Annotated in this window: 28 protein-coding genes; 17 read left to right on the top strand and 11 right to left on the bottom strand. The window is 65.1% G+C overall.

What is annotated here, in order from left to right:
• Positions 1-3: 3 nt before the first annotated feature.
• Positions 4-621 carry a uracil-DNA glycosylase family protein gene (locus tag AC5RUQ_RS00140; protein ID WP_493945384.1) on the bottom strand — a complete coding sequence of 206 codons (618 nt, stop codon included), beginning with the start codon at positions 619-621 and terminating at the stop codon, positions 4-6.
• A gap of 182 nt (positions 622-803) precedes the next feature.
• Here AC5RUQ_RS00140 and AC5RUQ_RS00135 point away from each other — a divergent pair, with 182 nt between their 5' ends.
• Entirely contained in the window at positions 804-1,310 is a 507-nt protein-coding gene (locus AC5RUQ_RS00135; protein WP_493945383.1) for a hypothetical protein, read from the top strand.
• A gap of 33 nt (positions 1,311-1,343) precedes the next feature.
• Here the strand turns inward: AC5RUQ_RS00135 and AC5RUQ_RS00130 are convergent, their stop codons facing one another.
• The 5 genes from AC5RUQ_RS00130 to AC5RUQ_RS00110 form a co-directional block, all read right to left on the bottom strand.
• Entirely contained in the window at positions 1,344-1,724 is a 381-nt protein-coding gene (locus AC5RUQ_RS00130; protein ID WP_163166413.1) for an RNA-binding S4 domain-containing protein, read from the bottom strand.
• A gap of 86 nt (positions 1,725-1,810) precedes the next feature.
• Positions 1,811-2,938, bottom strand: coding sequence for a sulfite oxidase (locus tag AC5RUQ_RS00125; protein ID WP_493945382.1), 1,128 nt, complete (start codon positions 2,936-2,938; stop codon positions 1,811-1,813).
• A 110-nt stretch (positions 2,939-3,048) separates the two neighbouring features.
• Positions 3,049-3,909, bottom strand: a complete 861-nt coding sequence (locus AC5RUQ_RS00120) for an SDR family oxidoreductase (RefSeq protein ID WP_493945381.1) — start codon at positions 3,907-3,909, stop codon at positions 3,049-3,051.
• A 3-nt stretch (positions 3,910-3,912) separates the two neighbouring features.
• Positions 3,913-4,917: an aldo/keto reductase family protein gene (locus AC5RUQ_RS00115; protein WP_493945380.1), complete on the bottom strand. Its 1,005-nt coding sequence runs from the start codon at positions 4,915-4,917 to the stop codon at positions 3,913-3,915.
• 27 nt (positions 4,918-4,944) lie between these two features.
• Complete coding sequence (locus AC5RUQ_RS00110; RefSeq protein WP_493945379.1) at positions 4,945-5,736, bottom strand: hypothetical protein; 792 nt, start codon at positions 5,734-5,736, stop codon at positions 4,945-4,947.
• A gap of 227 nt (positions 5,737-5,963) precedes the next feature.
• On the opposite strand from AC5RUQ_RS00110, the gene AC5RUQ_RS00105 reads away from it, so the two are divergent.
• Positions 5,964-6,362 (top strand): YchJ family protein, encoded by a 399-nt coding sequence (locus AC5RUQ_RS00105; protein WP_493945378.1) that lies wholly within the window; start codon positions 5,964-5,966, stop codon positions 6,360-6,362.
• On the opposite strand, the gene AC5RUQ_RS00100 is transcribed toward AC5RUQ_RS00105, so the two are convergent.
• The 3 genes from AC5RUQ_RS00100 to AC5RUQ_RS00090 form a co-directional block, all read right to left on the bottom strand.
• Entirely contained in the window at positions 6,363-7,199 is an 837-nt protein-coding gene (locus AC5RUQ_RS00100) for a hypothetical protein (protein ID WP_493945377.1), read from the bottom strand.
• A gap of 64 nt (positions 7,200-7,263) precedes the next feature.
• A complete protein-coding gene (locus AC5RUQ_RS00095) occupies positions 7,264-9,297 on the bottom strand; it encodes an acyl-CoA dehydrogenase family protein (RefSeq protein ID WP_493945376.1) in 2,034 nt (677 codons plus the stop codon).
• 58 nt (positions 9,298-9,355) lie between these two features.
• Complete coding sequence (locus AC5RUQ_RS00090; RefSeq protein ID WP_493945375.1) at positions 9,356-9,658, bottom strand: hypothetical protein; 303 nt, start codon at positions 9,656-9,658, stop codon at positions 9,356-9,358.
• Between the two features lie 230 nt (positions 9,659-9,888).
• On the opposite strand from AC5RUQ_RS00090, the gene AC5RUQ_RS00085 reads away from it, so the two are divergent.
• From AC5RUQ_RS00085 to AC5RUQ_RS00070, 4 genes are all read left to right on the top strand, one after another.
• Positions 9,889-11,337, top strand: coding sequence for a DUF3375 family protein (locus AC5RUQ_RS00085; protein ID WP_493945374.1), 1,449 nt, complete (start codon positions 9,889-9,891; stop codon positions 11,335-11,337).
• A 1-nt stretch (position 11,338) separates the two neighbouring features.
• Positions 11,339-12,196, top strand: coding sequence for a DUF4194 domain-containing protein (locus AC5RUQ_RS00080; protein WP_493945373.1), 858 nt, complete (start codon positions 11,339-11,341; stop codon positions 12,194-12,196).
• The gene (locus AC5RUQ_RS00075) at positions 12,193-15,672 is read left to right on the top strand and encodes an ATP-binding protein (RefSeq protein ID WP_493945372.1); all 3,480 of its coding nucleotides are present in this window, start codon (positions 12,193-12,195) and stop codon (positions 15,670-15,672) included. The genes AC5RUQ_RS00080 and AC5RUQ_RS00075 overlap by 4 nt, the downstream gene beginning before the upstream one ends.
• Positions 15,673-15,864: 192 nt before the next feature.
• Entirely contained in the window at positions 15,865-16,551 is a 687-nt protein-coding gene (locus AC5RUQ_RS00070; RefSeq protein ID WP_493945371.1) for a hypothetical protein, read from the top strand.
• Positions 16,552-16,603: 52 nt separating this feature from the next.
• Here AC5RUQ_RS00070 and AC5RUQ_RS00065 read toward each other — a convergent pair whose 3' ends face one another.
• Positions 16,604-17,116: an FBP domain-containing protein gene (locus AC5RUQ_RS00065; protein WP_493945370.1), complete on the bottom strand. Its 513-nt coding sequence runs from the start codon at positions 17,114-17,116 to the stop codon at positions 16,604-16,606.
• Between the two features lie 198 nt (positions 17,117-17,314).
• Here AC5RUQ_RS00065 and AC5RUQ_RS00060 point away from each other — a divergent pair, with 198 nt between their 5' ends.
• The 6 genes from AC5RUQ_RS00060 to AC5RUQ_RS00035 all read left to right on the top strand — a co-directional run bounded on the left by AC5RUQ_RS00060 (position 17,315) and on the right by AC5RUQ_RS00035 (position 23,511).
• On the top strand, positions 17,315-18,406 hold the full coding sequence (locus AC5RUQ_RS00060; protein WP_493945369.1) for an iron-siderophore ABC transporter substrate-binding protein: 1,092 nt from the start codon (positions 17,315-17,317) through the stop codon (positions 18,404-18,406).
• A 10-nt stretch (positions 18,407-18,416) separates the two neighbouring features.
• Positions 18,417-19,508, top strand: a complete 1,092-nt coding sequence (locus tag AC5RUQ_RS00055) for a FecCD family ABC transporter permease (RefSeq protein WP_493945368.1) — start codon at positions 18,417-18,419, stop codon at positions 19,506-19,508.
• Positions 19,505-20,653 carry a FecCD family ABC transporter permease gene (locus tag AC5RUQ_RS00050; protein WP_493945367.1) on the top strand — a complete coding sequence of 383 codons (1,149 nt, stop codon included), beginning with the start codon at positions 19,505-19,507 and terminating at the stop codon, positions 20,651-20,653. The genes AC5RUQ_RS00055 and AC5RUQ_RS00050 overlap by 4 nt, the downstream gene beginning before the upstream one ends.
• A gap of 1 nt (position 20,654) precedes the next feature.
• On the top strand, positions 20,655-21,470 hold the full coding sequence (locus AC5RUQ_RS00045) for an ABC transporter ATP-binding protein (RefSeq protein WP_493945366.1): 816 nt from the start codon (positions 20,655-20,657) through the stop codon (positions 21,468-21,470).
• Positions 21,467-22,513: a siderophore-interacting protein gene (locus AC5RUQ_RS00040; protein ID WP_493945365.1), complete on the top strand. Its 1,047-nt coding sequence runs from the start codon at positions 21,467-21,469 to the stop codon at positions 22,511-22,513. The genes AC5RUQ_RS00045 and AC5RUQ_RS00040 overlap by 4 nt, the downstream gene beginning before the upstream one ends.
• A gap of 152 nt (positions 22,514-22,665) precedes the next feature.
• Complete coding sequence (locus tag AC5RUQ_RS00035; RefSeq protein ID WP_493946363.1) at positions 22,666-23,511, top strand: SGNH/GDSL hydrolase family protein; 846 nt, start codon at positions 22,666-22,668, stop codon at positions 23,509-23,511.
• On the opposite strand, the gene AC5RUQ_RS00030 is transcribed toward AC5RUQ_RS00035, so the two are convergent.
• The gene (locus AC5RUQ_RS00030; protein ID WP_163166369.1) at positions 23,508-23,795 is read right to left on the bottom strand and encodes a YciI family protein; all 288 of its coding nucleotides are present in this window, start codon (positions 23,793-23,795) and stop codon (positions 23,508-23,510) included. The genes AC5RUQ_RS00035 and AC5RUQ_RS00030 overlap by 4 nt on opposite strands.
• Positions 23,796-23,865: 70 nt before the next feature.
• Here AC5RUQ_RS00030 and AC5RUQ_RS00025 point away from each other — a divergent pair, with 70 nt between their 5' ends.
• From AC5RUQ_RS00025 to rpsN, 5 genes are all read left to right on the top strand, one after another.
• Complete coding sequence (locus AC5RUQ_RS00025; RefSeq protein ID WP_493945364.1) at positions 23,866-24,345, top strand: MarR family winged helix-turn-helix transcriptional regulator; 480 nt, start codon at positions 23,866-23,868, stop codon at positions 24,343-24,345.
• Positions 24,346-24,396: 51 nt separating this feature from the next.
• On the top strand, positions 24,397-25,158 hold the full coding sequence (locus AC5RUQ_RS00020) for an SGNH/GDSL hydrolase family protein (protein WP_493945363.1): 762 nt from the start codon (positions 24,397-24,399) through the stop codon (positions 25,156-25,158).
• A 254-nt stretch (positions 25,159-25,412) separates the two neighbouring features.
• Positions 25,413-25,649: a 50S ribosomal protein L28 gene (rpmB, locus tag AC5RUQ_RS00015; RefSeq protein ID WP_003798559.1), complete on the top strand. Its 237-nt coding sequence runs from the start codon at positions 25,413-25,415 to the stop codon at positions 25,647-25,649.
• Complete coding sequence (gene rpmG / locus AC5RUQ_RS00010; RefSeq protein WP_013602737.1) at positions 25,649-25,816, top strand: 50S ribosomal protein L33; 168 nt, start codon at positions 25,649-25,651, stop codon at positions 25,814-25,816. Before rpmB ends, rpmG begins: the two co-directional genes overlap by 1 nt.
• A gap of 3 nt (positions 25,817-25,819) precedes the next feature.
• Positions 25,820-26,125 (top strand): 30S ribosomal protein S14, encoded by a 306-nt coding sequence (rpsN, locus tag AC5RUQ_RS00005; protein WP_163166363.1) that lies wholly within the window; start codon positions 25,820-25,822, stop codon positions 26,123-26,125.
• Positions 26,126-26,612 lie beyond the last annotated feature (487 nt).

The following is a 26,612-nucleotide window of genomic DNA, read 5'->3' as shown; positions in this document are numbered from 1 at the left end:
GGCTTAGAGGTGCTGGATGCCTGCCCGCTGCATCGCGTCTTTGTAGATGTCTACACTCTTGGCCAGAAGCTCTTCCTGCTTCGCCTCGGAGACAGCGAACGCCCGGCCGCCCAGGGCCGTGGCCTTGTAGACCTTGATGCCGCTGTTCTTGAGCGATGAATGGTAGGTCTTCTCGAACAGCGTGAGGAAAGTGGAAGCGTCAGTGCCGTGGGCAATGATCGCGGAAACGCGTGAGTTGATCTTCAGGAACTGGCGGAACGGGCGCAGGCCGTCGGTCTTTTCCTGCACGCTCAGCGCTGACGGCATACCCGGATCGCGTACCCACGGATAGGCGTTCCACGGCATCACGTAGCGGGGTTCGAGCTCAGCCAATTCGTAGATCTGGGTGGCCCGGCGGGCCGCTTCGTCGTCGTTGTAGTGCGAGACGAAGCCGGATTCGGTGCCCTTTCCAGGGCTGACCTGCAGGCTGACGATCCGGCATTCATCCTCGTCGTGCACCGGGTCGATGTAGGGGACGATGGAACCCGGCTTCTTCTCCATCAGTTCGTCGCAAAGCTGGGTTACCTTCGCGATGTTCGGTTCCTGTAGCAGGGCTTTCTTTTCGTCCCAATCAATCGTCACGATTTCTCCCTCAGCAGCAAGGCGTCCAGAATCAGGCGTCTTAGGCCACTCTACGCTTCCGCGCATGGAGGAGGGCAGGGGAAAATGAGGCGCACCACGCCGTTACGCCCCCGTTCCTACTCTGTGGGCGCGCTTGAGGGCCTTGGTGCGGCGCAGTAGAAGGCGTGCTGTTCAATATAGGAATGCAGTTCACCAGGAAGGGCCTGAAAGATGACGGCTTTGCGGGCTTCAGGTCGTTTAAGGACCTTGACGCCATGCGGGTCCCGCAGGGTACAGGCCTCTTCGCCGTTATCGCACCGGAAGGGCTTCAGCCGGAATTCCTGAAGAAAAGCACCGCCGGCGTCTTCAAGAAGAAGGACCCCTCACTGCCGGAACCCGCGCTCGCAGCCGAATGGGTGGATGCCGCCGCTGTGCTCTATCTGGGGAAGGCCGGTCCGGGCAGCAAAGGCAACCGAGGACTTCGGCGGCAGATCCAGGAGTTCCTGGACTTCGGGCAGGGCAAGCCGCCGGGGCATTGGGACGGCCGCCTGGTCTGGCAACTCAAGGACGCCGGGCAGTTGCTGCTCGCCTGGAAGGAACTGCCCGCCGAAGGCTTGAACAAGGCCGAAGCCGAGTACCACACGGCGTTCATTGAGGAGTACGGGCAGCTGCCGTTCGCGAACCTGGTGCGGGCGCGGGTCAAAGGCTAGGCAAGGCCGCCATCAGACTCCGGACAGGCAGCATCATGCCCCGCGGAGGCGTTCCATCTCGCGCCGGTCTTTCTTGGTGGGCCGGCCCGCACCACGGTCACGCTGCGGCAGGCCCAGCGCCGGGGCAACGGGGCGCGGCGGGGTGTGGTCCGTAAAGCAGTGGGACGCCGCCTCCGCACCTACGCGCTTGTTGATCAGCCGGCGCACTTCGAGGATCCGTTCGTAACCGGACATCCGGACCGTCACCGTGTCGCCGTTGACCAGTGTTGCCGAGGCCTTCGCCGGGCTGCCGTTCAGCCGCACATGGCCGGCGCGGCATGCGGCCGTAGCCGCAGAGCGGGTCTTGTAGGCCCGGATGGCCCACAGCCACGCATCGATGCGGACGCTGGCGGGGGAGGAAGGAAGACTGGTCATGGCTGGCACCGAGTATAGACCGGGCGCTGCTGTCCAGGAGACAAAGTATCCCGACCGCGGAACCAGACCTGCCCTTATAGCGGCCGCTACTCAACCCTTACGCTGACGCGCTGCACCACGTTGTTGCCCAGTCCCTGGTAGTTCCAGTTCTGCTCCAGGGGCTGGGTGGCTCCGCTGGCATCCGTGGCGCGGCAGGCCAGCACATGCTCGCCCGGGTCCGCTACCCACGGCAGCGTCCACTTGCGCCACGCGAATCCTCCCGCGGGTTCTTCCAGGTGCGCCGGCAGCCATTTGTCATCGATGCCCACTTCCACAGCAGTCACCGCAGCCTGCCCGGACCAGGCGCGGCCTTGCAGCATCACGGGTCCCTGGGGCAGCACCCGTTTGCGGGTGAAGAATTCCGGGACGCCCGGCGGCACCATCAGCGAACGTACCCTGATCCGCGAAACCGGCGTCCCGGCGTCGTCCGCTGAATCCTGGTAGCGGTATGCCACTTGCTGCTGGTAGCCCGCGAAGGGGGCAGTGACCACCTCGATGGATTCCAGCCACTTCACGCTGGCCATGCCATACCAGCCGGGGACCACAAGCCGCAGGGGATAACCGTGCTGGGGCGGCAGTTCGTTGCCGTTCATTTTGTAGGCGAGTACGACGTCGGCGCGCAGCGCTTCCCGGATCGGCAGGCTCCGCGCGTAGTGGTGGGGGACGCCGCCCTGGATACCGGCATCCGCCCCGGTGAAGACCACTTCCACCGCGTTCTGCAGTACCCCCGCCTTGCCGAGGAGGTACGCGAGGGGAACGCCGGTCCACTGTGCGGTGCCCACTCCTTCAAGGACCCAGGGCTGGCTCATGGGCCGTGGTGAAAGGAGCGACCGGCCATTGCCCGCGCACTCAAGCGTGACGGGAACGGTGATGGCGGGATCCTTCCGCAACGCCGCCATGCTCAGCTCCAGCGCCCGCTCCACGGCGCCGCTGATCCGGAGGTGCCAGGCGGCAGGATCGATGTCGGGGATATCGAAGTGCGTGAGGATGTAGTGGAGTCCCGGCGGAGTGACGTCACGGCGGAGGGCCTCCAGAGGCATGGAGTGGTTGCGGGCGCCCAGCTGGAGTTCCTCCGGAGTGAGCGGGCCGGTAGTGGGCCTGCCCGGCACCGCGGCCGGTGCGCCGGAACCCTCAGCTGGAGGCGTGGACTGCAGGTTGTCGTGGATCTGCTTCATGGCACTGCGATTCTGGTCGGCGGGAATTGTGCAGGGCTGGATGATGCCTTGCCACAGGTTTACGCCCGCCCCGCCGGCACGTCAACGGCCCGCCCCGGCGGTGGGGACAACTACAGCTGCGGCCGGGTCAGGAACTCCGCCAGGCTGAGGGGATCCTGGCCGGTCAGCCCATGTACATCAGGAGACACCCCCGCCAACTCGCCGGCCGCGATAGCCGTGTAGGTGCTCACCCAAGCATCCAGTTGCCATTGCGGTGCGCCGTAGGATGCCCGCGATGAGTAAGCCTCCTCCACCGTTTCCGGATGGTAGCCAACCGTCCGGCCCGTTCCTGCCGTGAGCACCTCGGCTGCCCCTGACATTGAAAGCTCTTCCGGGCCGGTCAGGTTATAGGTCTTGCCCTTATGGATGGCAGGGTCGCGCAGCACGGCAAGGGCACACTGGGCAATGTCCTCCCGGGCAACACCGGAAAACCTACCCTCGCCGGCCGGTCCGCGAATAACGCCGTCCTCGCCCGTCATCAGTGGCAGGAAGTCCAGGTAGAGGTTGTTCCGGAGGAAGGTGAACTCCATTCCGGAAGCCTTGATGTGTTCTTCCGTGGCGTAGTGGTCGCGTGCAAGGGTGAAGGTCGAGTCCGGTGCGCAGCGGTAGATGGAGGTGTACACCAGGTGCTCCACGCCGGCGTCGGCAGCAGCATCAACGAACGTGAAATGTTCGTCCAACCTGTCCTCTGCCTCCGCGGCCGACACCATAAACAGCACCTTGGCGCCTCCAAGGGCACGACGTGCTGCTTCTGAATCTGAGTACGTGCACACCACCGCCGCGGCGTCCTCCAGTTCGGGCGCCCGTGCTGCGTCCCGCACCAGCAGGCGCTGGGCGGAACCAGCCGCGGCGAGCCTCCGCGCCACCATTCCGCCCAGGCCGCCGGTGGAACCGGTAACAGCCAGGTCCGGCAGTTCCGGAGTGGAGTCCACCGGCTAGTGTTCCCGCTTGGAGGGGGACTTCGTTTGCGCGGGATCACGTTCGGCAAGGGAGCCGATGGCGTCGTCGATCTTCTTCAGGACGTCCGGTTCCAGCCTCACCCCTGCCGCCTCCACGCTGTCCGCGATCTGCTCCGGCCGGGACGCACCAATGATGGCCGAAGCGACGTTCGGGTTCTGCAGCACCCAGGCGACGGCAAGCTGCGGCATGGAGAGTCCGGCTTCCTCCGCGATGGGCTTGAGCTCCTGGACCCCGGCCAGGACGTCGTCCCGCATCCAGCGTTCGATCATCTTGGCACCGCCCTTCTGGTCCGTGGCCCGGCTGCCTTCAGGGGCGGGCTGGCCAGGCAGGTACTTGCCGCTGAGGACGCCCTGGGCCATGGGGGACCAGACGATCTGGGACACGCCCAACTCCTCGGACGCCGGCACAACCTCGGCCTCGATGACGCGCCACAGCATGGAATACTGCGGCTGGTTGGAGATGAGCTGGAAACCGAGCTCCTTTGACAGGGCGTGGCCTTCGCGGAGCTGCTCCGCCGTCCACTCGCTGACGCCGATGTACAGTGCCTTGCCCTGCCGGACGATGTCCGCGAACGCCTGCATGGTCTCCTCCAGCGGCGTTTCAAAGTCGTAGCGGTGCGCCTGGTAGAGGTCCACATAATCCGTCTGCAGCCTGCGCAATGAGCCGTTGATGGATTCCATGATGTGCTTGCGGGACAAGCCCAGATCGTTCTTGCCCTTGGGTCCGGTGGCGCCAAAGACCTTCGTGAAGATTTCCAGGGATTCGCGGCGCTCGCCCTTCAGGGCTTCGCCAAGGACGGTTTCCGCAGCCGTGTTGGCGTAGACATCCGCCGTGTCAAAGGTGCTGATGCCTGCATCGAGGGCTGCCCTCACACACTGGGAAGCGACGTCGTTCTCCACCTGGGAGCCGTGCGTGAGCCAGTTGCCGAAGGTAATTTCCGAGACTTTGAAGCCACTGTTTCCGAGGTATCTGAATTCCATGGGTTTCACGCTAACCCAGATGGTTGCTCAGGGTAAGGGCTGTCTGCCCTTATGTGGGTTAACCGTGGACGCCTGGCGGTCGGCGCCGGTTCCCTTAGCGGTTGAATTTTTCGAAGAGGCGCCTTTGACCGCCTGCGCCGGACCGGACAATGACACCAGGGACCCGGTGTCCAACGGCGACAGCGGCCGCGGAGCCTGCGTTTTCTGGAACGACCGCGGCACCCGGCTTGGGCCGTGGGTGTCCAGGGAAGACTCCACGAGCGGAGCCACCTCCACCACCTTTTCGGCAGGCACACGGGGATCGGGCAGATCCCGAACAGACAGCTTGATTTCCGGTGCAGCCGCCCGAGCCCGCGCCATTGCCCTGGCATCCGCCTCAGCAACAGCGGAGGCCCAGTCCTCCGCGAGGACGGGAGGTTCGCGGCGCGCGGCCGTCAGCGCGGGGTGACGTACGACGGCGGTGCGCAGCGCCGAACGCACGTGTGCCGGCTTCAGCGCGGAGCGCCAGTCCCGGCGCTGGCGCTTGGCTTTCGGGGCTTTGGCGGCGGGCACGCCCCCACCGGCCGGACCCGCAGCGGAAACCGAAGTGCCGCCGTCGGGCCCTTCCCTGGAGGGGCCGCCCAGGCGGACCAGTTGGACGCTTTCATTGCGTGAGCGCCTGCCGAACAAGGCCATCAGCGCGACGGCTGCCAGCCGGCCTATCCCCGCGAGCACCAGCGTGATGACCCCCAGCAGGAAGAGGACCAGGAACATCAGGAAAGCCATTCCCACAGTCCCCAAAAAGGTCAGGTTGAGAATGAGCGTATCCGGATTTTCCACGTCATCTCTCCTCTCTGCCGGCCGTGAAGCCCGCACCTGCGCCCCTCCGCCAGCAACAGCTCCTTCTCCACCATACGGATTTTTGCCGGACCTCGCCGACGCGTGCAGCGGTGCGTCCCGGGTTGTTTTAAAGCTGTTATGCCCGCTGGCAGGTTGCCGGGGCGCCTATAGTCGGACGGGGAACCACGGCATGCACTGCGCGGCCGGAAGCAGGAAACAGGAGCACTATGGCGGAGGACACACCCAACACGAACTGCATGTGCCTGTCCGGCGAGCCGTATGCGGTCTGCTGCGGACGGTTCCACTCCGGCATCGCAGAAGCAGCAACGGCAGAACAGCTCATGCGCTCCCGTTACAGCGCGTTTGTACTCCGGGACGGGCCCTACCTGCTGCGTACCTGGCACCCGGACAAGGCCCCGGCGAACCTGGACCTTGATCCGGACCTGCAGTGGCGGCGCCTGGACATTGTCTCCATGAACCGCGGCGGCCCGCTGGACGCCCAGGGGAGGGTGGAGTTCAAAGCATGGTTCCGGCACGGCAACGAGCGCGGTGTGCATCACGAGGTCAGCAGGTTCGTGCGGGAGAACGGCCGCTGGTTTTACCTGGACGGGGAAGTTCTGGCCTGACTACTCGTCGTTGTTGTCCTCGTCCGGAGTGAAGCCGGCGCGGTCCACCTTCCGGTGGAACCGCATGCCTGCCAGCCCGCCCAGCACCGCGCCTGCCAGTGCCACCAGGGCCACCACAACTGCAGCAATGATGCTGGTAGTGGTCAGCTGCCCTTCATTAATTGGAATGCGCGGGAAGCTGTTGAGGTTGGCCAGCACGTTGAACTGCTGCCCGAACACCAGGCCCAGGATGGATACGAGGACAGCCGCGATCAATGCCCAGATCCACACCATGAGGCCTTGCTTGGCACCGTTGAAGCGTGCCATGCGTCCCGCGACGTAACCGCCGCAGTAATAGGCGAGGAGCAGGATGACCAGCAGCACAATGATGCCTACCAGGCCAACGGTGCCCTGGTTCCGGGCCGCCTGGTTCACTGCCTCGTTGACGTCGGTATTGGTTGCAAGGCCCACGGCCGTCCCGGCTGCTGCCACGAGGGCGGTCAGCAGCACGGCCATACCGGTGGCGGTCAGCCAGCCGAAGAACGCCGAGCCCACCTTGATGCCGCCGAACCGCTCCTTCTCCCTGGCGACGGCGGTCTGCCGATCGGTCAGGTTCGGATCAACAGCAGGTGCCGACGCCGCTGGGACATAGTCGCGCTCTGCAGAGGCACCGGCTGAGCCGGTGTGGCCGGCCGGCACCCGATCGTAGGTGGAGGTCGGCGTGGTATCCGCTGCGGGCTGCTGGTCGTAGCTGCGGGTGGCATCATCAGCCGCGGCGGCACGGTAACTTCCGCTCCGGTCAGCGTCCTCCCGGGCGCGTCGTGGGGGCAGGTTCTCTGGGTCCGTTGAGCTGCTCATGAGTCAACTCAATCATCGGGCCGCAGAGATAGCAAGGATGCTTACTATTTTGTGACCGGTGGCGTCAGCGGTAGTTACGGTGCAGGTTTTCCCTTTGCGAGGCCCCGGGGGAGGCATCTGCGATCCACGGGCCGGTGCCTTCCGACTGGTCCAGTACGCCTGCCTCCAGCCACCTGTGGTCACCGGCGAGGACCCTTCGGGTCAGGTGGTGGTCGGCGTCGTCCGTATTCCGCCACAGCTGCTCGAAGTACTCGTCGACGCGCACGCGGGCCTGCTCGCAGTACGCCTCCGCGAGCTCATAGGCGCTCGCGGCTTTGTCGGGAGCGGTATGAAGCAGCATCTCCGCCCGTGAACAGCACGCCGTCATGGCGAACAGTTCCGCACCGATGTCCACCACACGTCCCAGGAATGCCTGCTTGCGTTCCAGCTTTGCCTGCCACCGGCCCATGCCATAGAACGTCTGCCGGGCCAAGCGCCGCGACGAACGCTCCACGAACCGCAGGTGCTTGGCCAAGCGGCCAAACTCGCCGTACGAGCGCGGGTCCATGCCGGCGCCGGCCACCAGCTTCGGCAGCCAGCGGGCGTAGAAGCCGGAGGCTCCGACGGCGGCCTTCGCCTTGTCGGACAGGCTCGCGTCCATCGATGCAAGGTCGCCAGCGGCGGCAAGGTGCGCATCCACGGCTTCCCGGGCGATCAGCAGGCGCATGATCTCCGAGGAACCCTCAAAGATCCTGTTGATCCGCAGGTCCCTCAGCTGCTGCTCGGCGGGTACCGCACGTTCACCGCGCGCCGCCAGCGACTCTGCCGTTTCGAACCCGCGGCCGCCGCGGATCTGTACCAGTTCGTCGGCTATCCGGCAGCTGATCTCCGTCGACCAGAGCTTCGCAAGGGCGGCCTCGATCCGCACGTCCTTCTGGCCGGCGTCGGCAAGTTCGGCGGAGAGCTCGAAGACGGCGTCCAGGGCGAAGGCGGACGCAGCGATGAAAGCGATCTTCTTGCCCACGGCCTCGTGCTCGCCCACCGGCCTGCCCCATTGCGTCCTGGCGTTGGACCATTCGCGGGCGATCTTGAGGCTCCAGCGGCCTGAGCCGACGCAAAGGCCCGGGATGGAAAGCCGGCCCGTATTCAGCGTAGTAAGTGCAATTTTCAGGCCCTGGCCCTCTTTGCCCAGCCTGTTGGCCACCGGGACGCGCACTTGATGGAACCGCGTCACCCCGTTCTCGATGCCCCGCAGGCCCATAAACGAGTTCCGGTTTTCCACGGTGATGCCCGGAGAGTCCATCTCCACCACAAAGGCGCTGATGCCGCCCTTGTGCCTGGTGCCGTCTGCATCAGTGCGTGCCGGCACCACGGCCATGACCACCACCAGTTCGGCGATCACACCGTTCGTGGTCCACAGTTTGACGCCGTCCAGCAGGTAGGCCTCCCCATCCTCCGTGGGCGTTGCCGTGCTGCCCATCCGTGCTGGATCGCTGCCCACGTCGGGTTCCGTCAGGAGGAACGCGGTCACGGCGCCGGCGGCACAGCGCGGGAGGTACTCCCGCTTCTGCTCGGCAGTGCCAAAAACCTTCACGGGCTCAGGCACGCCGATGGACTGATGCGCCGAAAGAAGGGCGCCGAGGCTGGGATGCACGCTGCCCAGCAGGGCCAACGCCCGGCCGTAGTACACCAGCGACAAGCCCAGGCCGCCGTATTCCTCCGGAATCTTCATCCCGAAGACACCAAGGTCTGCCAGGCCCCGAAGGTATCCGTCAGGGATCTGCGCCTCGCGCTCGATAATCCGGCCGTCCATGGTCCGCGCGTATTCGGTGAGGCGGACCATAAACGCCTCACCCCGTTCCACGTCGGCCGGGTCAGGGGTGGGCCAGGGATGAACAAGGCTGAGGTCGAAGCTGCCCAGGTAGAGTCCCTTGGCGAAGCTCGGGCGGTCCCAGCCGGTTTCGCGCGCGGCCTCGGCGACGGCGCGGGCCTCGTCCGCGGTGACGCTCCCGCCGATCTTGCCCGCGGGAACAGGGGTCTCCTCCGCAGGAGCATCCGTTGCTGCGCTGTTGGTGGTGGAGCTGGCGGTCTTTGAGGGGCTGTCAGTGGCGGAGCTCATGGGTTATCTCCTTGGCCGGATAGCTTTCTTAGCCAGGTCCGCCGGGTTGGAGAACCCTTTAGCTGTCTCTCAATATTACCCGCGGGTAAGTTCCTGTGCTAGGGGAGGACTGCCCCGGAAAGTCTCCGGCGGCGTCGAATGCCGTGGCGTGGTGCACCAGCCGGTCCCAGCCCGCGTTGATGCCATGGACCACGGCCAGGAGCGACTTCGAAACGACTGTCCACCCGAGCTTTCCCGTGCCCAGCAGCACCAGCGCCACCAGTCCGGCCGTGAGGACGAAGGCGGCCAGGATAAAGGCGAACACCAGTGTGCCCACGAATACCAAGGTGGCGGTTTCCACTGCGCTTAGATCGAACTGCATGAGTCCCCCTGCTGAAACGTTGCTTTGGTCGAAATCAGTAGCATGAGCGTAGGGGCAGACGGCGTGCCCAGCCAGAGCCGCAGCAGGCTTGAAGAGCTCTTGATATGGGATCGAGATACTACGGCGAAGTAGGTCACGGAGCGGTCGCGGCCGCCTGCGTTAACCTTATTGTTGGCAGTTTTCCGTTTGGAGCCCCTGCCCCGCCCACCCAAACAGCCCAAGGAGAGTGTGTGCCCCGCTCCGCCAGGTCATCCGCTGACGCCATCAGCGCCCGGCTCCGGGACCTCGAACTCCTCACCAAAGGACCTGCCTGGGCCCTGACGCGCTCGGCGCCCTGGGTGATCGCGGTGCTGCAGGCTTCCTTTACCCGCACCCGGCCGCAACTGCCGCTCGAGGAGTTCCATGCCGACGTCGACTCCTTCCTTGAAGAGCTCCGCAGGCAGGAGCCCGGGCTGGGAGGGGGCGCCAACGGGAAGGCCTTTGGCGACGAATGGACGCGCCGGCAGTTCCTGACGCGGCGGAACCAGTCAGGCCAGATCGTCTACGAAGTCACCGAACCGGCTGCGCGTGTGCTGGCGTTCCTCGACAGCCTCTCCAGCGAGCGGTCCACCCTTAACGGTTCGCGCCTCGGCACGCTGCTGGGAGACGTCGAGAAGCTCGCCAACGAGACCAATCCGGACCAGAGTGCCCGCCTCGAGTCCTTGGAAGAGGAGATCGAAGAGCGCCAGCAGCTCATCCAGGACATCAGTTCCGGCGAGTTCGACGGCCTGCTGGATGACGACGAGGCAGTTGAAGCTGCCGGAAACATCCTGGACCTCGCCGCGAGCCTCCCCGCCGACTACAAAAAGATGCGTGACCGGATCGAGGAACTGGTGGGCGGCCTGCGCAACCAGATCATCGAGGAGTCACTGACCAAGGGCGCCACGATGGCGCAGGTACTGGAGGCCGACAAACGCCTCCGCCAGAGCCCGGAGGGCAGGACGTTCCGTTCCTTCACGGCGTTTTTGGAGGATCCGCAGCAGCAGCTCAGGTTCCGGTCCGCAATCGGCGAGGTCCTGAGCCGGCAGTTCGCGGACGACCTCTCAGCCGAGGACCGGGAAACCTTGAAGAACCTGGTGGCCGAACTCCGCCAGCAGCACAGCCAGATCCAGCGGATTTACGGCAAGCTCAGCGAAAGCCTCAACACCTACGTCCAAAGCGATGACTTCCGCCAGTCAGTCCGGCTCCGGCAAGTGCTCCGCGAAGCTGAGCAGGCGATCCGTTCCCTTCCGTACGAACGGGAACGGCCGGGGCTGGTGCCCGGGCCCGTCCTCTTTAACGCGGGGTTCGAGTCGCTGTCCATGGTGAAGCTCTTCGACCCGGACGAGTTTGCCGCACCGCCAAAACTTGCCGACCCCATCGCCTTCAGCGACTCGGACCGCGTGCGCTCGCCGCGGACCGCCAAGGCCAAGCCGGAGGTCATCAGCTCTGCCATGGCCGGCGCTTCCACCCTTTCCGAGGCGTGGCAGCAGCTGCCGCCGGAAGAGCAGCACATCAACACCATCCGGGCGCTCCTCTCGCACGCCCTGCACGCCGGGGCAGGCTTCGATCGGGACGCAATGGATGCCTTGGACTTCGAACAGATTGACGGCACCACGCGCAGGGCCTACCTGCCGTTGGTCACCCTCCCGAAGGATTGACATGACTGAAGAGATGACGACGACGGCGGTCCCCGAAGCTGACCCCGGAGATAGCCATGTGGATGAGAACGGGGGTATGCCAGTGGAGAGCGGAACTGTGCCCGCGACGGGCGGCGATCGCCCATTCGCCGGCGCCGTAACCCCCCGCGACACCTTCGTCGACGGTGCCGCCCTCTTCCCCGGCGATACCGGCGTGCTGTCCATGAAGGTGCGGCAGGCGCTGGTGAAGCTCCTCAAGGGTCCCTACGTTGACGGCGGCCGGGACGAGAAGCTCTGGACGGTCCTGCTGGACAACCAGATCATCCTGCGCAGCCGCCTCTCCGAACTGTTCCTTACGATGCAGCTGGACCATGACCGGAAGATCGCCGTCCTGCGCCCGGTCCACCCGGACGCCATCGGCGGCAGCACGCGTGCCAGCATCCTGCGGCAGCAGCGAGCGCTCAGTCGGGTGGAAACCATCGTCCTGCTGAGGATGCGCCTGCTGCTGGACCGGCACGTCACCGCGCAGACAGACCCAACGATTACCCGCGAGGAAATCGCCGACCTGGTCACCCACTACCAGCCCGCAGGCCAGCAGGACGCGTTGCGCGACTCGGACGTGGTCACCAGGGCCATCACCAAGCTACTGGCCCGCCAACTCCTCCTGCCCACGGGCCTTGACGACGTCTACACCATCTCCAACGCCCTGCCCCTGGCCCTCCCCTTCGAAAACATCGGCGACATTCCCGCCCATATAGAAGCCCTGGCAGCAGCCACCACGGACGCCGCCGGCACCGAAGCGCTCATCGAGCTTGACCGGGACACGGTGGTTGGGCCGGTTGAAACCGAGGACGCCACCGAAGCGGAGGATGCCGAGTGAGCATTGCAACCATGCTGCCTTTGGGCGAGCTGACGAACCCGGGGCAGATGCGCCTTGCCCTGGTGCAGGTGGTCAACTGGGGCACGTTCCACGGAGCCCACACCATGCATGTGGACCGGAACGGCACGCTCCTGACGGGTAACTCGGGCGTGGGAAAGTCGACGCTGTTTGACGCCATGCTCCGGGTTTTCGATGCGAGGCCCAGGTCCAACGAGGCCGCTGCGCAGCGCTCTGGCGGGGCCGTGGAGGACAAGCGGACAACGTTTACATACATGCGCGGCAAAGTGGGCGACAAGGCTGTGGGGGAGGGGTCCGCGAGTGCCTTCCAGCGGCCGGGCGCCACGTGGTCCGCCGTCGCGCTGACGTTCGACAATGCGGCCGGCACCCGGGTGACAGTGTCAGCACTGTTCGACCTGCCGAAGAACGGCACGGAGTCGAGCGTTGGACGGTTCTACCTCGTTGACCACCAGCCGCTGGACCTGGAGGCGCTCGAGGGCATCGCGGACAAGCGGTTTACCAAGGCTGCCCTGGAAACGATTTTTCCGGACGCCCAGGTCTTCGATGTGCACAAGGCGTTCGCAGAGCGCTTCCGCCGGCTGCTGGGGATCAACTCGGACCAGGCCCTTCCTCTCCTGCGCGTTATCCAGGCGGGCAAGGGCCTGGGCGGCAGCGTCAACACCTTCTTCCGGGACCAGGTCCTGGATGCTCCGGCTACTCTCGCGGCGGCGGATGACGTCGTCGAGGAGTTCAGCAACCTGATGTCCATCCGGCAGCGGCTGGAGGACGTCCGGCAACAGCGGGACCAGCTGGCCCCGGTGCCCGGACTGAACAGGGAGTACGCGCAGGCGCTGCTGGACGCGAACCGGTTGCGGGACCTCGCCGGGGAGGAATTCGAGGCCTACAAGCAGCAGCTCGCCGTGACGGTCCACCAAAAGATGCTGGCCCGCTTCAAGGAGCTGGCCCAGGCGAAGGCCAAGGAGCTCGGCGCCGAGCGCGCAGTCCGGGACGGCCTGGCCAAGGAGCTGCGCCAGCTGGAGACGGAGTACAACAACCAGGGCGGCAACGCCATCTCCGCCATTGAGCAGTCACTGGAAAACGCCCGGGTGGGCCTGAAGCTTCGCCAGCAGGTGGAGGAAGCGGCACGCCAGGCGTTGGCCGACGCCGGCCTCCAGCTGGAGTGGAGTGCCGGCGGCTGGGAGCAGGCGCACGAGCAGGCGGCGGCAAGGTCGGCCGAGCTCAAGGATGATTCCCAGGCCCTGCAGGAACTCCGCTTTGAAGCCTTCGACGCCCACGCAACGAAGAAGCGGGAGCTGGCCGCGGCCGAGCAGGAGCTCGTCTCATTGAAGACGCGCAAGTCGCTGCTGCCGCCGTCGAGCATTGAAAACCGGGCGGCAATCGCCGGCGCCACCGGTATTCCCGAGGACCGGATGCCCTTCGCCGGTGAATTGATGGACCTAGCTGAGGGGGAGGAGAAGTGGCGCCCCGCCGCAGAGCGCGCGCTCCGCAACCTTGCCACCACGCTGCTGGTGCCGGGCGAGCACTTCGCCGCGGTGACGCGCTACCTCAACGGCCACAACGTGCGCGGCGCGCTGCGGGCGGTGGACGTTTCCAAGCCGCTTTCCGGGGGCGCGCTGGCGCTGGAGGACGTGCGCGACGGCGACCTGCTCACCAAGCTGGACATCCTGACCACGGGCGTGGCGAGCGAAGCGGGGTCCTGGATCCGCGAGCGAATCGCGCTGGACTTCGCCTACCCGTGTGTGGAGGACCCGGACGAGCTGGCGGTGCTGGACCGGGGCCTCAGCCTGGGCGGCGTGGTGAAGCGCAACCGGCACACTGTGGAAAAGGACGACCGGTTTACCAGCCGGCAGGATTACGTCCTCGGGTTCGATAACGCCGCCAAGCTGGAGCTGGTTGCCGGCCAGGTGGAGGACCTGCGGCAGGAGGTTGCCAAGGCGGCAGAGCTGGCGCAGACCCGCGAGGACTCGCATCAGGGGATGAGCCGGCAGCTCGACGCCCTGCGCCGCATTGCTGAGGATCACCGTCCTTGGGAACAGGTCTCGGCGGCAGTTGCGGCCGACGAGCTTGCCAGGATCGAACAGCGGCTGAAGGACGCCCTGGCAGCGCAGGCAGATCTCGAGCCCCTCCGCGCCACCATCGAGGAAGTGCGGCAGAAGCACCAGGCCAGCACCGAGGCCGCCGCTGTCCTGCAGAGCGAGTACAAGGCATTGGACCGGCAACTGACGGCTTCCGATTCCCTGCTGGAAGCTGCGCGGGACCGCCTGGCCCAGGCGCCGCCGTCGGACGCCACCGTCACCGCGCTGGAGCCGTACTTTGCCGATTTTGGTCATGTGACGGAGATGCATGAGCTGGACAACCTCGCCAACCGGGTGCGGACCGCCCTGCTGGCTGAACTGCATGCAGCGGAGTCTCGCGGGCAAACCACCGCCGAGCGCCTGACGAGGATTTTCGAGGGCTTCGTCCGCGAGTGGGGCAGCGCCATCTCGGCCGACCATGGCACCACCATCGGTGCTGCCGGCGATTTTGAAACCCGCTACCACGCGATTGTCAGCGACGGGCTGCCCGCCCAGGAAGCGGAGTTCAGGCAGTTCTTCAACCAGCGCACCCACGAATCCTTCAGCACACTGCTGCATCTGCTCGACGAGGAACGCCGCTCCATCACCAGCCGTATCCTCCCGCTGAACGGCATTCTTTCGCAGGTCAACTTCCACGAGGGCAGCTTCCTGGAGCTGGATATCAAGCAGACGCTCCCTCCCTCCGCGAAGCAGTTCAAGGACGCCATCCAGAACGCGCTCAAGGCCCGGCACGCGCGGCCGGCAAAGCCCGAAAGTGGCAGGCCCGACGGCACCAACGGGGAAAGGGACGACGACGCGGAACTCACCGCCCGCTACAAGTCCCTGGAGACCCTGGTGAAGCGCTTGGGCTCGCAGGCGCCGGAGGACCGGCGCTGGCGGGCGGAGGTGCTGGACGTGCGCGGGCACCTGTTCATCCAGTGCAAGGAGCACCGGGAAGTTGCCGGGCCGGCGTCGGGCAAGAAAGGCGGGGCAAAGAAGACCGAGGTCTTTATGCATGCGGACACGGGGTCCATGTCCGGCGGCGAGCGCCAGCGTTTCACGGCCTTCATCATGGCTGCTGCACTGAGTTACCAGCTGGGCATCGCGGAGCAGGGCTTCACCACATACGGCACCGTGATGATGGACGAGGCTTTTGTGCTGGCATCCGAGGAGTTCGCCGGGGCCGGAATCAAGGCGCTGCACGAATTCGGGTTCCAACTGCTGCTGGCGGCCCCTGAAAACGTCATCGACCTGTCCCGGCATCTTGGCTCTGTCACCGAGATCCTCCGCGACAAGCGCACCAACCGTTCAGGAGTGCTGACGGCACCGGTCATCCGGCCGCGGCCGGGCGAAGAAGGAGCCTGGCGCTCCGAAGCGAACCCGGTGGACATCGTTTTGCGCTAGCCCGTTATCAACGGATCGGCTTCATAACAAATCGATGGATATATTGCCTGGCAGCTATTGAAAGGCGTAGTCCCGGTGCCATGCTGGTGCGCATCAAATACTTGCCGTCGTGCTCCCACAGGGCAGGTGCGGAACGCTGGGTCCTGCATCACGCCTGATGGGTTGACGGCCTTCCCTCGAAAGGCACCACAGATGCGCCCAGCACGCCGCGCCACCACCTTCATGGCGCTCACCGCCGTCGCAGCCCTCACCCTCGCGGGCTGTGCGGCCGGCGGCACTGCCGCGGACGGCGGTTTCTCCACCAGCCCTGCCGCCCGGGCGGTTCCGCAGAGTCCCTCTGCATCCATCGTTCCCGCCGCTACCTCTTCTCCGGTTCCCAAAGGGCCGGTGACCTTCACGTTCGCAGATGGCCGCCTGTCTTTTGCCCACCCGGAAGGCTGGCGCGTGGAGCATGAACAGGTTTCGGCGTCCCCCGCAGTGGAGACGGCGACCGTCTTGGATGCCAGCGGTAAGGAGCAGATCAACATCTATTACAGCCAGGTTGGTGACGCTACGGCCGGCAATGTCTCCAGGACCATAATTGAGACTGATCCGGTACGGGGGCTGATCGGCGCTTCTGTTCCCACGCCCAGTTCTTCGTTCTTCATTGATCGAGCCGATGGCGCTACTCATTACAGGATGGGACTGACGCCGGGATCGCCAGTCTCGCCGGACGGGCAGGTTCAATACGCCCCTGTCAGGATCGGCGACCGCATTTTGACTGCGGATGTGCTGTTTACTGAACCGCGGTTCACAGGTGATGAGGCAGCACAAGCCTGGTACTGGAGTGACGAAGGCCGGGCACTGAAGTCGGTGCTGATGAGTTTCTCCTACCGCTGACCCACAGTCGAGGGGCCCGCCTCCGCATCCGTGAGGGCGGGCTTCCTCTGCGTTAGTCTGGTTCGCGCCGGCTACCGCCCCGCACCCGTCCCAGGAATTGGGCAGTCCGGTCCTGCAGGCCCCGGATCTGCCGGAGCACCACGGCTGCCGGGTCCGGGTTGATGTCGTTGGCCGGCGGCTCCTTCCGGACGTTGCCGCAGCAAAGGAAATCGGCGCAGATCAGCGTGCCGACGGTGTTGCCGTCGCGGCCGGACTGTCCGGCGCGCTTGGCGACCCAGAGGAGTACGTCCTCTTTGGAAAATACGTCCCGGCACAGCTCGCAAAGTACCGAGCGGTTTTTCCGGGCGCCGCTTTCGGGTGCGCGCAGCATAATTCCGGTGAGGCCTTTGGGCCCCGGAACCACCAGGTAGCCGCGGAGCGGCATCTTGTCGTCCCGCCAGCCCAGGAAGTCAAGGTTCTCCCAGTCGAGGGAATCGAAGTCTTTAGGGAGGGTGAGCTTGGCAGCTTCGGAGCGGCTGGCATTGATGAACGATGAGCGGATGTGTTGAGGCGTGATGGATTGCATTGCTGAAACTTTCGAAAACTGGGCTAAACCCGCGGCAGGGACATCCTGCCAAAACCGAATCTTCCCTGTCCAGCGACCTGAAACCCGGACGAAGTGTGTCTTTTATCACGAAGGGGAATAAGAAACAGAAACCTTGCGTAATGCTCGCGAGGGTAGGCTAGCCTTACTTAAGTTCGCTTCATTCACTTAAGGAGTTCCGTGACTTCCCCCCTCTTCTCCGGGCCCAGCGCCACCCGCCGCACGCTGTTCAAGTCAGCCGGCAAGGCCACGGCCGTTCTGGCCGCCGCGGCGCTCACCCTCTCCGCCTGCGCCACAGGCCCCGCTTCCTCCACTACCGACGCCAGTGCAGCCAGCTCCAGCAGCTCGCAGTTCCCGGTGACCATCGAGCACGTTTACGGCAAGACCACCATCGAAAAGCAGCCCACGCGCGTTGCCACCGTCTCGTGGGTCAACGATGACGTCGCCATCGCCCTGGGCGTTGTGCCGGTAGGCGTTCCCAAGAATGAATGGGGCGGCAACGACAAGGGCTCCACCCCCTGGAAGGATGCAGCGCTGGAAGGCCTCGGCACCGGCTTCGGCTCCGACAAGGCTCCTGCCCAGTACTCCGAAGCTGACGGCATCAACTTCACCGAGATCGCCAAACTCACCCCGGACGTCATCCTGGCTGCTTACTCGGGCCTCACGGAAGAGGACTACAAGAAGCTCAGTGAGATCGCGCCCGTCGTGGCCCACCCTGAACTGGCTTACGGGACCTCCTGGCAGGACTCCACCTCCATCATTGGAAAGGCCCTCGGCAAGGACGCCGAAGCCACCAAGCTGATCTCGGACACCGAGGCCACCATCAAGGAGAAGGTTGCCAAATACCCGCAAATTGAGGGCAAGAGCTTTATCTACGGCAACCTCGAGCCTGCCAAGGGTGACGGCGTCAACGTCTATACCGCCAATGACAACCGCCCCCGCTTCCTCTCGGAAATCGGCATGAAACTCGCTCCGGTGGTTGACGACAACTCCAAGGGCTCCAAGGAATTCTTCATCCCGTGGTCCGCCGAAAAAGCCAACGAGCTTCAGTCAGACGTGTTCGTGACCTGGGTTCCGGATGCCTCCACTACCGACGCCATCAAGTCGGATCCGCTGCTCAGCCAGATCCCGGCCATCAAGAACGGCGCCCTGGTTGCCGACTCGGACAACACCCTGACGCTGTCCATCTCCGCGGCTTCCCCGCTGAGCCTGCCGTGGTCGCTGGACACGTTCCTGCCGCAGCTGGCCGCCGCAGCGGACACAGTGAAGTAAGCACCCTTCCATGACGCACAGTACGACGACGGCGGCCCCCGGGCAGGGGGGTGCCGGCACCTCACTGCCGGCACAAGGACCTAACGGCCCGTCCCGCGGCCGCGCTTTCGGGGGGAAGCGCGCCGCCTGGCTGCTGGCCGCCGTCGTCGTACTTGCACTTTTGGCCGGCGCTTCCCTGGCCATCGGCGCCAGGGGGCTGACCCTGGGCACTGTATGGCAGGCGCTGACCGCGTTTGATCCCGCCAACGGCGACCACGCCGTGGTGCATGCGCGCATCCCGCGGACCGTCCTTGGCATCCTGGCCGGGGGAGCCCTCGGCCTTGCAGGCGCAGCGATGCAGGGTGTGGCGCGCAATCCGCTGGCCGATCCCGGCATTATGGGCGTGAATGCCGGGGCTGCCCTGGCCGTGGTGACAGGTATCTACGTTTTTGGTGTTGCCACGTTCTCCGGCTACATCTGGTTCGCGTTCGTCGGGGCAGCAGTTGCGGCGGTCGTCGTCTATCTCATCGCTTCCCTGGGCAGGGACGGCGCCACCCCGGTGAAGCTGGCCCTGGCAGGCGCTGCGCTGAACGCGGGCCTGTTCTCGCTCATGAACGTCATCCTTGTCTCCAGCCAGGACACCCTGGACAGGTTCCGCTTCTGGCAGGTGGGCGGCGTGGCAGGAAGGGACTGGTCGGTAGTGCTGCCCGGCCTGCCGTTCCTCGCCGCCGGCGCGCTGATTGTGCTGGTGACCGGCCGTATCCTCAACAGCCTGGCGCTCGGCGACGACATTGCCCGCGGCCTCGGCCAGCGGGTAGGTCTGGTCCGCGGCATCACCGCCCTCGGAATCGTGCTGCTGTGCGGTTCGGCCACCGCCCTGGCCGGCCCCATCGGTTTTGTTGGCTTGGTCATCCCGCATGCTGTCCGTTTCCTCACGGGCCCGGATTACCGCTGGATCCTGCCGTTCTCGCTGGTGCTGGCTCCCGTGCTGCTCCTCGGCGCGGACATCGTCGGCCGCGTGGTGCTCCTTCCGGGCGAAGTCCCGGCCGGCATCATGACAGCCCTCATCGGGGCGCCGGTCTTCGTCTGGCTTATCCGCCGGGGCAAGGGGGCGGGACTATGATTTCGAAAGCAGGGACTCTCGCCCAAGACAGGAAACCCGCAGAAACCCCCGTTGCGCTATCAGTTACGGCTGCCAAACCGGGGTCCAAGGGACCAAAAGTGATAGGGCAACGCCGAGGAAGGCTGCTGTTGAACCGGACCGCCATCCTGGCGGCCGCCGTCGTGATCCTGTTCGCTGTTTCCATCCTGCTGGGCAGCTACACGGTCACCGTCCCGGACTTCTTCAAGATCCTTCTCTCACACCTGACCGGCGGCGAGAAGATCCCCGGGGCAAGCTTCATCGTGATGGAGAACAAGCTGCCGCGGGCTGTCATCGGCACCATGATCGGCCTCGCGTTCGGCTTGGCCGGGGCCCTGTTCCAGACCATGCTCCGCAATCCACTGGCCAGCCCTGACATCATCGGCATCAGCTACGGTGCCAGCGCTGCAGCGGTCGTGTCCATCGTGGTGTTCGGTGCCACCGGAGCGGCGGTCTCTGGTGCTGCGCTCGGCGGCGCGCTCGGCGTGGCCGCCATCATCTACGCGATCTCCAGCGGCGGGGCGATGCGCGGAACCAACCGCGGCGATGCCGCTGGCAACCGGCTCATTTTGGCGGGCGTAGGAATCGCCGCCGCGCTGCATGCCGTGGTGAATTTCCTGATGACCCGTGCGGACATTCGCACCGCCGCGGACGTCCTCGTCTGGCTCAACGGATCCCTGAATTCCGCCAACTGGGAGAGGGCCGGCGTGCTTGCCCTCTCCCTCGCCGTCCTGATTCCCGCAGTTGTTGCCATCGCCGGGCCGTTGCGCATCCTGGAGCTCGGACCCGACGCCGCAGCGGGGCTGGGCATCCGGGTGGGTGCCACCCGCCTGGCGCTGGTGATCACTGCGGTGTCGCTGGCAGCAGTGGCGACGGCGGCGGCCGGCCCGGTCTCCTTCGTCGCCTTCCTGGCAGGGCCCATCGCCCGGCGCTTCACCGGCAAAGCCAGCCTCCCGGCGTCGGCATTGGTTGGCGCCCTGATTGTCCTCGCCGCAGATTACGTCGCCGCTAACCTCGCCCCCCTGCTGCTGGACGGCACGGCGCTGCCGGTGGGTGTCATCACCGGCGCGCTTGGCGCCCCGTTCCTGCTGTGGCTCCTGGTCACGGCCAACCGAAAGGATGCCTGACGTGGCAGTTCTCAACGCCAAGGACCTGACGCTCAAATACGATCAGCGCTGCGTGGTGGACGGGCTTACCGCCGAAATTCCCGAAGGCCGGGTGACCATGATCGTGGGAGCCAACGCTTGCGGTAAATCCACCCTCCTTCGCGGCCTGTCCCGGCTCCTGAAACCCGCGGCCGGCGCCGTGACCCTGGACGGCAAGGACATCCACTCACGCCCCGCGCGGGAACTGGCCCGCACCCTTGGCCTGCTTCCGCAGCATCCCACCGCCCCCGACGGCATCCTGGTCCGCGACCTGGTGGGCCGCGGCCGGTACCCGCACCAGGGTTTCTTCCGCAGCTGGAGTGAGGGGGACGACGCCGCCGTGCAGCGGGCGCTCGAAGCCACCGATACGCTGGCCCTCGCCGGGAGGAACGTGGACGAACTCTCGGGCGGGCAGCGGCAGCGGGTCTGGATTGCCATGGCCCTGGCCCAGGAAACCGAGGTCCTGCTGCTGGACGAGCCCACCACCTACCTCGACCTTGCCCACCAGGTGGAAGTCCTGGATCTTGTGACAGACCTGAACCGCCAGCGCGGCACCACCGTGGCCATCGTGCTGCACGACCTGAACCTTGCCGCCCGCTATGCAGACAACGTGATCGCCATGAAAGGCGGCGCCGTAGTGGCAGTGGGCGAGCCTCGGAACGTGGTCACCGAAGGGCTGGTCCGCGACGTCTTCGGCCTTGAGTCGCGCGTCATCCCGGACCCTGTCTCCGGAACCCCCCTGATCATTCCGATCGGCCGACACCACGTCCCCGCCAACGAACTGGAGCTCGTTTCATGAAGACCCGCGATATTGCCGCCGCCTCCACCGAACCGATGACCCTGGCATTCGAAGTCACTGTTTCCTCAGTGCAGGAACTCAGCCCCAACTTCCGCCGGATCACGTTTGGCGGGTACTCGCTGCGGGACTTCGGCGTCAACGGGGACACCCTCGACCTCCGGATCAAACTCATGGTCCCGTCCCTCGCCGCGGACGGCACAGAACTTCCCCTGCCGGCGTTCGAAATGGGCCGCGCCGGCTGGTACCGTGAATGGCTGGCCATGGACCCCACGGTGCGCGGCTCCATGCGCACCTACACCGTCCGCAATGCCCGCCTGGACACTGTTTACCCGGAGATCGACGTCGACTTCGTGATGCACTTCGACAGCCATGGTGACGGCGGGCCTGCCGCCAACTGGGCCCTCAATGCCAAGCCCGGTGATGCAATCACCCTTATTGGCCCGAACAACCGCGCCGCGCAGTGCCTGACGGCGGAGGCCTACGGCGGCATCGAGTGGCGGCCCGGACTGGCGCAGCGCATTCTGCTCGCCGGCGATGAAACGGCTGTCCCTGCCATTTCCGCCATCCTGGAAAGCCTGCCGGAATACATGACCGGACACGCCTTCCTGGAGGTCCCCGAGGCAGGCGACTTCCTCGAACTGTCCTCGCCCGCCGACATCGAGGTCACCTGGCTCGCGCGCGGTGCCGCGATTGGACGGTCCCGGCCGCACGGCGAGCTGCTCCAGGAAGCGGTGCGCAAGGCGGTTCCGGTGCCCGGGTGGGTGGCCATCAAAGCCGCTGACGGCGCCGCCGGACCGGAGCCGGAGGACGTCAACGTGGACGTGGACATCCTCTGGGAGACCCCCCAGCGGATGGAGACGGACGAAATCCAAGCCACCAAAAACCCGGACATGCCCGCTGGTGCCATGCCTTTCTACGCCTGGATCGCCGGGGAAGCTGCGGTTATCAAGGACATGCGGCGGTACCTTGTCCGCGACGTTGGAATCGACCGGAAGCAGGTTGCCTTTATGGGGTACTGGCGCCAGGGCAAAGCCGAGGGCTAATCTCCCTCGTCGCAGCCCCCGCCAACCCTCTCGCACTTAACGTGGGTTTTCCTCCAACCCTCTCGCACTTAAAGCCGGTTATTCACGGACGCTTTCGTACTCAATGTTCATCCCGCCGTCGTCCTCGCTTTTCCTGACAGCGTTACGTTGGGCTGGTGCCTGAACCTTTGCTTCCTGATTCCGGGCGGCGGGTGTTTGTTGCTCTTGGAGACTCTTTCACTGAAGGGGTCGGGGACCGGGACGAGCGGTTGCCCAACGGGGTCCGGGGCTGGGCGGACCGGGTGGCAGAGAAACTGGCGAGGGCGCAGCCTGGATGGCGGTACGCGAACCTGGCGATCAGGAGCAAGCGGCTCCGGCACGTCATTGGCGAGCAACTGGAGCCTGCGCTGACGATGCGGCCCACCTTGGTCACGCTCTACGCCGGCGGCAACGACATCCTGGACCTGAAGACGGACATGGCCGTGCTCATGGACGACTATGAGAAGCTCGTGGCGCAACTGGCGGATACGGGCGCCACCCTGGTGCTCTTTACGGGCTTCGATGTGAAAGTTTCCGCGCTCCTCGAGCCCTTGAAGAAGCGCAACAACTTCTACAACCAGCAAGTCCGGGCCCTCGCAGCCAAGTACGGAGCCGTGCTGGTGGACTACTGGTGCCTGGACGCCTTCCATGACCGCCGGATGTGGGACTCGGACCGGCTCCATATGTCTAAGGCCGGACACAAGTACCTGGCGGGCCAGGTGCTGGACCAGTTGGGAGTGCCGCACAAGATCCGGCTCAAGGACTGGGAACCGCCGGCAAAGCTCAGCCTCCGGGAGTGGGAGCAGCGCCAACGGCGCTGGATCCACGACTGGGTCCTGCCGCTGTTCGGCCGGAAACTGCGCGGCGTCACGCTAGGTGACCAGCTCACGGCGCGCTGGCCGGAACCGGTAAAGGTGCCGCCAAAGGGCGGCCTGAAAAAGCTCGCCGCCAAATCCCCGGCGGGTAGTACTTGGCGCTAACTGTCCAGCAGGTTCTCAAAGCCCGATGCCACCCTGGCGGCGTGGAACTCCACTACTTCGAAGTCGGCAACGCCATTCGAATAGAACGGGTCCTGTGCCAGGCTGGCGTCAAGCGTTGCGCGGTCGGCCCTCGAGAGCAACATACCGCCCGTCCGCGGGACCTTGCGCCCGGCGGCGATGAACACGCCGTCGTCGAAAGCCTTCTGCAGCCAGGCGATGTGCGCGTCGTTATGGAAGTCCACGATGTCCTGGGGGACCCGGTAGCTCAGTGAGACAACATACATGCGCCCAGCCTACCGGCCGGCTCCGCCGCTACTTGAAGGATCAACCGCCCTTTTCTCGTAGAATGGGCGCATGACCGAACCCCGCTGGCTTACCGCCGACGAACGCCGGGCCTGGCTGGCCCTGGTAAGCATCAATACGCTCCTGCCGGCGGCCCTCGACACCAAGCTCCACGCAGCGGGAAAGCTATCCCTTTTCGACTACACAGTCCTGGCCATGCTGTCCGAGGCGGAAGGGCGGTTCCTGCCTATGAGTGAGCTCGCTGCGCGCAGCAGCGCGTCGTTGTCGCGGCTTTCGCACGTGGTGACCAAGCTGCAGAAGCGGGGGTGGGTGGAGCGGCGTCCGCATCCGCACGACGCCCGCGTCACCACGGCCCATCTCACCGAAGAAGGCATGGCGACCATCGTGGGCCTGGCACCCGGCCACGTTGAGACGGTTCGGGACCTGTTCCTGGACGCCCTGACGGAGCAGGATGTGCTGGACCTGGCGCGAATCGGCGAGAAAGTGGTAGGCCGGTTGGACGCCGACCATTGGATTCTGCGGGAGAGCTAGGCGGCCATGGCACGGTTGGTTGCTCCCAGCAACTGATGGCAAACTAGCCGAATGGATTTCACTACCCGGTACGTGGCCCTTGGTGACTCCTTCACCGAAGGTGTGGGCGACGACGATCCCACCCGCCCCAACGGTATCCGCGGCTGGGCGGACCGTGTGGCGGAGCAGTTGGGAGCCGCTGACCCTGGCTTCGGCTATGCCAACCTCGCTATCCGCGGAAAAAAGCTTCGCCAGATCCTGGCTGAGCAGGTGGATGCCGCCGTCGAACTTAAACCCACCCTGGTGAGCATTTACGCGGGTGCCAACGACATCCTGCGCCCGAGGATCGACATCGACAACCTCCTGGTGGAGTACGACGACGCAATCGCCAAACTGCGCGACGCTGGTGCCGCCGTGGTCATGTTCACCGGCTTCGACGCCCGGGGTTCGAAGGTCTTCAGCACGACGCGCGGACGGACGGCCATCTACAACGAACTGGTCCGCGGCATCGCCGGCGATCACGGCGCTTTGCTGGTGGACTACTGGCGCTTCAGTGAATACTACGACTGGGGTATGTGGGCGCAGGACCGGATGCATATGTCCGCCGCGGGCCATGCCAACATGGCCAAGCGCGTGCTGGACGTCCTGGAACATGACCACTCCATCGACGTCCCGCCCATGACCCCCGTCCCGGAGCTCGATGGCGTGGATGCCCTCCGCGCAAACGCCCGCTGGTTCCGTGAGTACGCGGGCCCCTGGGTTGTCCGGCGGGTTACCGGGAAGTCCTCGGGTGACGGCCTGAAGCCAAAGTACCCCCAGCTCACCCGGCTCTAGCCGCCGGCCCTCCTTATACACCCTCCGGGGCCGGATTGGTCTTTAATTGCATGAACTCGTAGACTTGGTAGGCGCTAAGTGCGCGGAGCGTGCGCAATTGCTCCGGTTGTCCGGTAATTTCTCCAGGGCGGCCGGTAGTTAGGGGCTCAAGTTGCGTGACTAACCGTTGCCCTTCTTCATTTTTGGGTCGCCCTTAGCAGCATGGTCCAGCAACAGATATGCGGATCATTACTTTCAATTCTTGAGGAGAAGTCATGGCAGCACACTGCCAAGTGACCGGAGCCGAGCCGGGCTTTGGGCACAGCATTTCGCACTCGCACCGCCGCAACAAGCGTCGGTTCGATCCGAACATTCAGAAGAAGCGCTACTGGGTTCCGTCCCTGCGCCGTAATGTCACGCTGCAGGTTTCTGCAAAAGGCATCAAGACCATCGACGTACGCGGCATCGACGTTGTCGTCGCCGACATTCTCGCTCGTGGGGTGAAGCTCTAGTGGCTAAGGACAAGGACGTACGTCCGATCATCAAGCTCAAGTCGACCGCGGGCACGGGTTACACCTACGTAACCCGCAAGAACCGTCGTAACGATCCGGACCGCATGGTCCTGAAGAAGTACGACCCCAAGATCCGCCAGCACGTCGAATTCCGAGAGGAGCGCTAAACCATGGCTAAGAAGTCCAAGATTGCTCGCAACGAGCAGCGCAAGGTCATCGTTGAGCGTTACGCTGCAAAGCGCCTCGAGCTGAAGAAGACCCTGGTTGACGAAAACGCAACCGACGAAGCACGCGAAGCAGCCCGCCTGGGCCTGCAGAAGCTGCCCCGCAACGCGTCCCCGATCCGTCTGCGTAACCGCGACATCATCGACGGCCGTCCCCGCGGTACCCTCCAGAAGTTCGGTATCTCCCGTGTCCGCTTCCGCGACATGGCCCACAAGGGCGAACTCCCGGGCATCACCAAGTCTTCCTGGTAATTCAGCCCCGCTGAAACCAGCTGCTTGAGAAAGGGCCGGCAACCTCACGGTTGCCGGCCCTTTCTGCTTTTAACCGTCCGTCACTGTGGTGCAGCACATACAAGGAAAGTCCGACGGCGGGTGGCGGGTTTGGGTGCCGACGACCGGTTTGTCCGCGGGATGACGGGGAACAGGAGGGCCCGGAAGGGGATTTGCGGAGCCGCCCGAGGAGGTGTATTGTTTTCTAAGTCGCCGCGAGGGAGACAGCGAAGAGCTGGTTACCCCGGGCGGCCAAAACCCCAAAATCAATACCACTTCTGGTAGGGCTTTCGTCCCCACCTCTGGAAGAGGTGGGGACGACTTCCCACCGACGAGAATCCTGGAACAAGGATTTGCGTCGGAACGGAGGATCGGGTAAGTTTGAAAAGTTGCTCCGGAGCGATCCTGAACCGTTTGGTTGGGTGGTGCCGGGTGTGTCTGTTGTTTGAGAACTCAATAGTGTGCCAAG

It is taken from the genome of Arthrobacter sp. MDT2-3, from assembly GCF_059090465.1.
Note: the sequence above shows the minus strand (reverse complement) of the source record. Positions and strands in the feature narration are given on the sequence as shown.